Origin of the sequence: Frigidibacter sp. MR17.24, assembly GCF_037095655.1 — a bacterium.
GTDB lineage: Bacteria > Pseudomonadota > Alphaproteobacteria > Rhodobacterales > Rhodobacteraceae > Frigidibacter.
Window position 1 is genome coordinate 1 of sequence record NZ_JBAWKE010000023.1, and the last position, 8,427, is coordinate 8,427.

The 8,427-nt window shown below is 69.2% G+C and carries 8 protein-coding genes; all 8 read left to right on the plus strand.

Going from position 1 to position 8,427, the window contains the following annotated elements:
• Positions 1–486: 486 nt before the first annotated feature.
• Positions 487–1,239, plus strand: coding sequence for a FadR/GntR family transcriptional regulator (locus V8J39_RS23365; RefSeq protein WP_336463388.1), 753 nt, complete (start codon positions 487–489; stop codon positions 1,237–1,239).
• A gap of 92 nt (positions 1,240–1,331) precedes the next feature.
• Positions 1,332–2,252 (plus strand): 5-dehydro-4-deoxyglucarate dehydratase, encoded by a 921-nt coding sequence (gene kdgD, locus V8J39_RS23370; protein WP_336463389.1) that lies wholly within the window; start codon positions 1,332–1,334, stop codon positions 2,250–2,252.
• Between the two features lie 97 nt (positions 2,253–2,349).
• Positions 2,350–3,483 carry a mandelate racemase/muconate lactonizing enzyme family protein gene (locus tag V8J39_RS23375; protein WP_336463390.1) on the plus strand — a complete coding sequence of 378 codons (1,134 nt, stop codon included), beginning with the start codon at positions 2,350–2,352 and terminating at the stop codon, positions 3,481–3,483.
• A gap of 4 nt (positions 3,484–3,487) precedes the next feature.
• On the plus strand, positions 3,488–4,351 hold the full coding sequence (locus V8J39_RS23380) for an amidohydrolase family protein (RefSeq protein WP_336463391.1): 864 nt from the start codon (positions 3,488–3,490) through the stop codon (positions 4,349–4,351).
• Between the two features lie 207 nt (positions 4,352–4,558).
• Positions 4,559–5,539: a TRAP transporter substrate-binding protein gene (locus V8J39_RS23385; RefSeq protein ID WP_336463392.1), complete on the plus strand. Its 981-nt coding sequence runs from the start codon at positions 4,559–4,561 to the stop codon at positions 5,537–5,539.
• Positions 5,539–6,138: a TRAP transporter small permease gene (locus tag V8J39_RS23390; RefSeq protein ID WP_336463393.1), complete on the plus strand. Its 600-nt coding sequence runs from the start codon at positions 5,539–5,541 to the stop codon at positions 6,136–6,138. Before V8J39_RS23385 ends, V8J39_RS23390 begins: the two co-directional genes overlap by 1 nt.
• Positions 6,139–6,142: 4 nt before the next feature.
• A complete protein-coding gene (locus V8J39_RS23395; protein ID WP_336463394.1) occupies positions 6,143–7,423 on the plus strand; it encodes a TRAP transporter large permease in 1,281 nt (426 codons plus the stop codon).
• Positions 7,424–7,496: 73 nt separating this feature from the next.
• Complete coding sequence (locus V8J39_RS23400; protein WP_336463395.1) at positions 7,497–8,294, plus strand: NAD-dependent epimerase/dehydratase family protein; 798 nt, start codon at positions 7,497–7,499, stop codon at positions 8,292–8,294.
• The last annotated feature ends 133 nt before the right edge of the window (positions 8,295–8,427 follow it).

Consider the following 8,427-nt stretch of genomic DNA (forward strand, 5'->3'; position numbering starts at 1 on the left):
ACACCCTCGGCACCGCCGAGATCACTGCCGTGAGCTGAAGACCGAGCGGGAAAGGGACAGATCGGCCTTCAGCCGATTAGAGCAACAACGCCCCTGGGCTGCGAAGAGATGGCGGTAGGTCCGGTCGGCGAGGATCGTGAGCATCAGGGCCTCGGGCGGTGGCGGGTCCGCGGCGCCGGTCGCCCCGGGTCTGATGGCGGTGTCCGGCCCATCATCACGACGATGTGGCGCGGGGGCAAGGCACGGCGGCGGCCCCGCGGTGCGGGACCCGTCACCGCTTGCGGTCTTGACGGCCAGTCTTGACGGCGCCGGGCCGGTGGCGGAATTCGTCCCGAGGACGGCAACCGGGTGCGACGGCGCGGACAGTTCGGAGCCGGCGGTCCCGACGGGCGACGGTTCCATTTCCCGCGCCGAGTGGTATGATGAATTTCAGACAGGTCACGACGAGTGCTTCGGGCGGGCGTCGCGCGGAAAGGGAAATCGACAGTGAACACTCCGGCCCCCTCCCAGAGCGGACCCCAAAGCGGACCCCAGGGCCGCCCCCGCAGCGGCACGCTCGTCGCCCGGGTCGCCGCCGCGCTACGGGCCGACATCGTCGCCGGCACGGTGCAGCCCGGCGACAGGCTGCCGAGCGAGGGCCAGCTGACCCAGGCCCATGGCGTGAGCCGCACCGTCGTGCGCGAGGCGATCGCGGCCCTGCGCTCGGAGGGGCTGGTCGAGGCACGGCAGGGTGCCGGGGTCTTCGTGCTTGCCCCCGAACCGCAGGCGCCGCCGCCGTTCCGCAACCTCGATCCGCAGAGGATCTCATCGACGATCGAGCTGCTGGAGCTGCGCACGGCCGTCGAGGTCGAGGCCGCGGGGCTGGCGGCGCAGCGCCACACGCCGGCCGGGGACGAGGCCATCCTGCAGGCCAACGCGCGATTCCAGGCCTGCGTGGCCGACGGTGAGCCGACGGGGGACGCGGATTACCACCTGCACCTGGTCATCGCCGAGATGACCGGCAACCCGCGGTTCGGCGAGTTCCTGCAGGTGATCGGTCCCGGCATCATCCCCCGTCGCGCCCTGCGCCCGGACGAGGCCGCCGACCCGGCACCGAAGGGCTATCTCGAGCAGATCCGCGCCGAGCACGACCGCATCGTCGCCGCGATCCTCGACAGCGACGAGATCGCGGCGCGCGAGGCGATGCGCGTGCATCTGAAGGGCAGCCAGACCCGGTATCGCAGCCTGCTGCGGCAGTGATCGGCGGGGTCGCAAAATTCATCATACAAGTTGTTGACAGTCGTAGGGTGGGTCGTCTAGATCATCACATGGTTTAGGAGGAGGAGGCCGCCATGGACCCGCAATCGCTGAAGTCCGCCCTTGGTTCGGGGCTGCTGTCGTTCCCGGTCACCCATTTCGACGCCGAGGGCCGCTTCGCCCCCGAAAGCTACAAGGCGCATGTCGACTGGCTGTCGGGCTATGACGCGCCGGTCCTGTTCGCGGCCGGCGGCACCGGCGAATTCTTCTCGCTCACCCCCGCCGAGATCCCGGCGATCGTCGCCGCCGCACTGGACGCCGCGGACGGGCGCACCGCCATCGTGTCGGGCTGCGGCTATGGCACGGAGATGGCCAAGGACATCGCGCGCTCGGTCGAGAAGGTCGGCGCCACCGGCATCCTGCTGCTGCCGCACTACCTGATCGACGCCCCGCAGGAGGGGCTCTATGCCCACGTCAAGGCGGTCTGCGACGCGACCGGCATGGGCGTGATGGTCTACAACCGCGACAACGCTGTGCTGCAGGCCGACACGCTGGCGCGGCTCTGCGATGCCTGCCCGAACCTGATCGGCTTCAAGGACGGCACCGGCGACATCGGCCTCGTGCGCCAGATCACCGCCAAGATGGGCGACCGGCTGATCTACCTGGGCGGGATGCCGACGGCGGAGCTGTTCGCCGAGGCCTACCTGGGCGCGGGCTTCACCACCTATTCCTCGGCGGTGTTCAACTTCGTCCCGGGCCTTGCGGTCGAGTTCTACCGCGCGCTGCGCGCCGGCGAGCGGGCGACCTGCGAGCGGATCCTGAACGAGTTCTTCTATCCGTTCATGGCGATCCGCAACCGCGCGAAGGGCTATGCGGTCTCGGCGATCAAGGCGGGCGTGCGGGCGCAGGGCTTCAATGCCGGGCCGGTGCGGGCGCCGCTGAAGGATCTGGACGCCGAGGAGATGGCGATGATGGAAGCGCTGATCGCGCCCTATCGCCGGAAGATGGCGGCCTGAGACGTGACGGGCGGGGAGGGGGCTCTGCCCCCGTCCCTGCGGGACTCCCCCGGGATATTTTCGGCAAAGTCGAGAACCGGGGACGGGAGGAAGACCGATGAAGATCGCGGCCGTGCGCACTCATCTGCTGGACCATCGGCTGGAGACGGCCTTCGAGAGCGCCTCGATGCGCTTCGACCGGCGCAGCCATGTGCTGGTGGAGATCGAATGCGACGACGGCACCGTGGGCTGGGGGGAATGCCTGGGGCCGGCGCGGGCCAATGCCGCGGTGGTCGCGACCTATGCGCAGTGGCTGGTGGGGCAGGATCCGCTGGAGACGACGAAGATCTGGGCCACGCTGTACAACGCGCTGCGCGACCAGGGGCAGCGCGGGCTGACGGTCACCGCGCTGTCGGGCATCGACATCGCGCTGTGGGACATCAAGGGCAAGCATTTCGGGGTGCCGGTCTCGGTCCTGCTGGGCGGGCGGTTCCGCGAGCAGATCCGCGCCTATGCCACCGGGTCGTTCAAGCGCGACGGCGTCGACCGCGTCGAGGACAACGCCGCCGAGATGGCGGCGCGGGCGGCCGAGGGCTTCCATGCCTGCAAGATCAAGATCGGCTTCGGCGTCGCGGAGGACCTGCGCGTGATCCGTGCCGTCCGCGAGGCGATCGGGCCGGAGATGCGGCTGATGATCGATGCCAACCACGGCTATGACGTGATCGAGGCGGTGCGGCTGGGACAGGCGGCCGCGGAATGCGGCATCGACTGGTTCGAGGAGCCGGTGGTGCCCGAGCAGCTGGCCGCCTATCGCGAGGTGCGCGTGCGCCAGCCGATCCCGGTCGCGGGCGGCGAGACCTGGCACACCGCCTGGGGCTTCCGCGAGCCGCTGGAGACGCGCGCGGTGGATATCGCGCAGCCCGACCTTGCCGGCTGCGGCGGCTTCACCGAGGCGCGGCGCATCGCCGATCTCGCGGCCCTGCACGGCGTGCGGGTGGTGCCGCATGTCTGGGGCACCGCGGTGCATATCGCCGCCGCCCTGCAGTTCATGGCGGCGATGGTGCCCTCGCCGGTGCGGGTGAACCCGGTCGAGCCGATCATGGAATTCGACCGCACCCACAACCCGTTCCGCCAGGCGATCGTGACGACGCCGATCGAGCATGTCGCCGGCATGGTCGCGATCCCCGACGGCCCGGGCCTGGGGATCGAGATCGACCGCGCCGCGCTGGCCGAATTCGCGCCGAAGGAGTGAGGCGATGATGATCCGCAAGCTGTCGGGCGAACCGCCGAAGCTGGTCCTGCCCAAGGGCACGATCGACACGCAGATGCACATGTACCTGCCGGGGCACCCGGCGCGGCCCGGCGGCCCCGGGCTGCCGCCCGATCCGCTGCCCGATGCCGAGGCCTATCGCCAGGTCATGGCCTGGCTCGGGATCGACCGCGTGGTGATCACCCAGGGCAATGCGCACCAGGCCGACAATGCCAATCTTCTCGCCTGCCTGGCCGAGATGGGCGCTGTGGCGCGCGGCGTGGCGGTGATCACGGACGCGACCCCGGCCGCCGAGATGACGCGGCTGGCGGATGCCGGCGTGGTCGGCGCGCGGATCATGGACCTGCCGGGCGGGGCGCTGGGGCTGTCGGGGCTGGAGACGGTCGACGCGATGGCTGCCGATGCCGGCTGGATGATGGCGGTGCAGTTCGACGGCAACCGCATCCTCGAGCTGGAGCCGCGGCTGGCGGCGCTGAAGTCGCGCTGGGTCTTCGACCATCACGGCAAGTTCTTCGCCGGCGCCGGTCCGGCCGAGGTCGCCGCGGTGAAGCGGCTGGTCGACGCCGGGCGGTGCTGGTTCAAGTTCGCGGGCGTCTACGAGAGTTCGCGCCTTGGCGGGCCGGAGTATGCCGACGTGGCCGAGGTCGCGCGCGAGATGGCGGCCCACGCGCCCGAGCGCATCGTCTGGGGCACGAACTGGCCGCACAACCTTGCGAGGACCGCCGCGGACTATCCCTGCGACGCGGCGCTGGCCGACACGGTGCTGGGCTGGCTGCCCGGTGATCGGGCGCGCCGGCTGGCGCTGGTCGACAACCCGCAGGAGCTGTTCGGATTTCCGCCGGTCGGCTGACCGGGGAGAGGTGACGCCGGGCAGGTCCCGGCGGCTGCGAGTGGCGGTATCCGGGGGGGAGACATGTCCGGCAAGGACATGCCCCGGAGGCCGCGACGTGACGGGAGAGGGACGCGCCCCGACGGGTCGCGCGGCCCTGGGACGGTCCGGCGCGCCCCCGCGCGGCCGGACGAACGCGGCCCCGGACGGGCCGAACGGGAGGACGACATGAAAGCTTACCTGACAACCGTCGCGGCGCTGGCCGCGTCCACGCTGATCGCGGGGGCCGCGGGCGCCTGCGAGACCACGCTGCGCTCGGCCGACACGCATCCCGACGGCTATCCGACCGTCGAGGCGGTCAAGCAGATGGGCAAGATGCTGGAAGAGCGCACCGATGGCCGGCTGTGCATCGAGGTCTTCCCCGCGTCGCAGCTGGGCGAGGAGAAGGACTCGATCGAGCAGACCCAGTTCGGCGTGATCGACATGGTCCGCGCCAGCTTCGGGCCGTTCAACAACATCATTCCCGAGACGCAGATCGTCTCGCTGCCCTACATCTTCCGCTCGGAAGACCACATGCACCACGTGATGGACGGGCCGATCGGCGACGAGATCATGAAGGCCTTCGAGGCGCATGACCTGGTGGGCCTGGCCTTCTACGACGGCGGCTCGCGCAGCTTCTACAACTCGCAAAAGCCGATCAAGACCATCGACGACCTCAAGGGCATGAAGTTCCGCGTCATGCAGAGCGACGTCTTCGTCGACATGATGGACGCGCTGGGCGCCAACGCGACGCCGATGCCCTACGGCGAGGTCTATTCCTCGATCCAGACCGGGGTCATCGACGGGGCCGAGAACAACTTCCCCAGCTACGACAGCTCGGGCCATGCCGAGGTCGCGAAGTACTATACCAACGACCAGCACCTGATCATGCCCGAGATCCTCGCGATGTCGAAATCGAGCTGGGACAAGCTGACCCCCGAGGACCAGGAGGCCGTGCGCCAGGCCGCGAAGGACTCGGTCCCGGTGATGCGCGAGCTGTGGAACGCCCAGGTCAAGGCGTCCGAGGAGAAGGTCGTGGCCGGCGGCGCCGAGGTGATCATGGATGTCGACAAGCAGCCCTTCATCGACGCGATGAAGCCGGTCTACGACAAGTACGTGACCACGCCCGAGCTGCAGGACCTGGTCAAGCGCATCCAGGACACCCAGTGATGAATGCGCGCCCGCACATGTCCGGGGATGCCGCCCCCGGTTTCGGCGGCGACCCGCGCGCGCGGGCCGCAAACCCCTTCCGCCAGGCGATGGAGCGCCTGGCGGTCTTCACCGGCTGGCTGGCCACGGTCGCGCTCTGGGTCGCGGGCGTCGGGCTGGTGCTGATGACCGGCTTCGTCTTCGGCCAGGTCGTGTTCCGCTACGTGCTGAACTCGTCGCTGCAGTGGGCCGAGCCGGGATCGGTGCTGATCATGGGCTGGTTCATCTTCCTCGGTGCCGCCGTCGGCATCCGCGAGGGCTATCACCTGTCCTTCGACGTGCTGCTCTATGTGCTGCCGAACTGGCTCAAGCCGGTGCTGCACACTGTGTCCGACGCGGTGGTGGGCGCCTTCGGCTGGGGCATGGTCTGGTTCGGCCTGCAGCTGTCCGAGAAGGCGGCATCGAACGTGATCCCGGGGCTCGGGGTCAGCCGCGCCTGGGATTTCGCGCCGATCGTCGGCGGGGGCGCGCTTTTGCTGCTGTTCTCGGTCGAGCGGATCCTGCGCCGCTTCGCCGGGCTGACCACCGTGCGCTTCGGCGACGACGCGATCGAGGAGTGAGCGCATGGAACTCGTGGTCCTGTTCGGAAGCTTCGTCTTCCTTCTGCTGATCGGCACGCCGGTCGCCTTCTGCCTTGGCGTGTCGAGCTTCGCCACCGTGCTCTACCTCGGGCTGCCGCCGGTGGTGGTGTTCCAGCGCCTGAACTCGGGCGTCTCGGTCTATGCGCTGATGGCGATCCCCTTCTTCATCTACGCGGGCGACCTGATGGTGCGCGGCGACATCGCGCGCAGGCTGGTCGCCTTCGCCGCGGCGCTGGTCGGGCACATGAAGGGGGGCCTTGGCCAGGTCAACATCGCGGCCTCGCTGATGTTCGGCGGCGTCTCGGGCTCGGCCACGGCCGATGCCTCGGCCGTGGGCGGGCTGATGGTGCCGCAGATGAAGGCGCGCGGCTACGGCGTCGACTATGCCGTCAACATCACGGTCGTCTCGTCGATCATCGCGCTGATGATCCCGCCCTCGCACAACATGATCATCTACTCGATCTCGGCCGGGGGGCGGATCTCGATCGCCGACCTCTTCACCGCGGGGATCGTGCCGGGCTTCATCCTCGCGCTCTCGCTGATGGCGGCGGCCTGGATGGTCGCGCGGCGCCGCGGCTACCCGACCGAGGCCTTCCCGGGCTTCGCGATGCTCGGCACGCTGTTCCTGTCGGCCGTGCCCGGGCTGATCCTGATCGCGATCATCTTCGGCGGCGTGCGCTCGGGCGTGTTCACCGCCTCGGAAAGCTCGAACATCGCGGTGATCTACGCGCTGGGGGTGACGCTTCTGGTCTACCGCAGCCTGTCGTGGTTCGACTTCAAGGAGGCGACGCTGGCTGCGGTGCGCACCACGGCGATGGTGCTGATGGTGATCGGCTCGGCCGCCTGCTTCGGCTGGCTGCTGGCCTATCTGAAGGTGCCGACGCAGATGGTCGAGTTCCTGCAGGGCTTCTCGGACAACCCGATCGTGATCCTGCTTCTGATCAACGTCATGCTGCTGATCCTGGGCACGTTCATGGACATGTCGCCGCTGATCGTGATCACCACGCCGATCTTCCTGCCGGTGGCGCAGGCCTTCGGGGTCGATCCGGTCCACTTCGGGGTGATCCTGATCCTGAACCTCGGGATCGGGCTCTGCACGCCGCCGGTGGGATCGGTGCTCTTCGTCGGCTGCGCCGTCGGGCGCATCGGCATCGGCCAGGTGCTGACCTCGATCTGGCCCTTCTATCTCGCGGCCTTCGCCACGCTGATGCTGGTGACCTACATCCCGGCGCTCTCGCTCTGGCTGCCCGGCGTCTTCCGCTGAGCCGACCGCAATTCCCGCCGGGCCCCCCGCAGATCCCTGCGACGGGTCCGGCGGTCCGACTTCGGAGAACCCAATGCTGAAGAAACTCCTGATCACCGGCGCCGCCGGCGGCCTTGGCCGCGCGATGCGCACGCGGCTGGGCGGCGTGGCCGAAACGCTGCGCCTCGCCGACATCGTCCCCGTCGAGGACCCCGGCCCGACCGAAGAGGTCGTGACCTGCGACCTCGCCGATGCCGCCGCCGTGCGCGCGATGGTCGCGGGCTGCGACGGCATCGTGCATTTCGGCGGCAAGTCGGTCGAGGGCGACTTCGGCACGATCCTGAACGCCAACATCCTCGGGCTCTACAACCTCTACGAGGCCGCCCGGGCCGAGGGGGTGGGCCGCGTGCTCTTCGCCTCGTCCAACCACACGATCGGCTTCTACCGGCAGGACGAGTGGCTGAAGACGACCGACCCGATGCGGCCCGACGGGCTTTACGGCGTCTCGAAATGCTTCGGCGAGGCGCTGGCCTCGATGTATCACGACAAGTTCGGGATCGAGACGGCGATCGTGCGGATCGGGTCGTGCTTCGAGGAGCCCGCGAACCACCGGATGCTGGCGACCTGGATGTCCTTCGACGATTGCGCGGCGCTGATCGGCTGCGTCTTCCGCGCGCCGCGGCTGGGCTGCCCGGTGATCTGGGGCGTGTCCGACAACGACCAGAAATGGTGGGACACCGCCTCGGCCGCCGCGATCGGCTGGCGGCCGCAGGACAATTCGGAACGGTTCCGCGCCGCGCTCGATGCGCGGATGGAACGGCCGGCCAAGGATCATCCGAACGCCGTCTACCAGGGCGGCATGTTCACCCAAGAGCCGATCCACGGGGCCTGAACGCCTGCCACGCCGCCCCCCGCGGGCGGTGCCGCCGGACGCCTCCGGCGGGGATATTTTTGCCAATGCGAAAGAACGGAGGAAGGATCATGACCTTCACGCCGCATGGAAAGCACCTGATCGCCGGGGAGTG

What these genes read in the sequence shown, in the direction of transcription:
- kdgD (WP_336463389.1), top strand. Translation starts at nt 1,332, where the DNA reads ATGGACCCGCAATCGCTGAAGTCCGCCCTTGGTTCGGGGCTGCTGTCG.
- V8J39_RS23375 (WP_336463390.1), top strand. Translation starts at nt 2,350, where the DNA reads ATGAAGATCGCGGCCGTGCGCACTCATCTGCTGGACCATCGGCTGGAG.
- V8J39_RS23380 (WP_336463391.1), top strand. Translation starts at nt 3,488, where the DNA reads ATGATGATCCGCAAGCTGTCGGGCGAACCGCCGAAGCTGGTCCTGCCC.
- V8J39_RS23385 (WP_336463392.1), top strand. Translation starts at nt 4,559, where the DNA reads ATGAAAGCTTACCTGACAACCGTCGCGGCGCTGGCCGCGTCCACGCTG.
- V8J39_RS23390 (WP_336463393.1), top strand. Translation starts at nt 5,539, where the DNA reads ATGAATGCGCGCCCGCACATGTCCGGGGATGCCGCCCCCGGTTTCGGC.
- V8J39_RS23395 (WP_336463394.1), top strand. Translation starts at nt 6,143, where the DNA reads ATGGAACTCGTGGTCCTGTTCGGAAGCTTCGTCTTCCTTCTGCTGATC.
- V8J39_RS23400 (WP_336463395.1), top strand. Translation starts at nt 7,497, where the DNA reads ATGCTGAAGAAACTCCTGATCACCGGCGCCGCCGGCGGCCTTGGCCGC.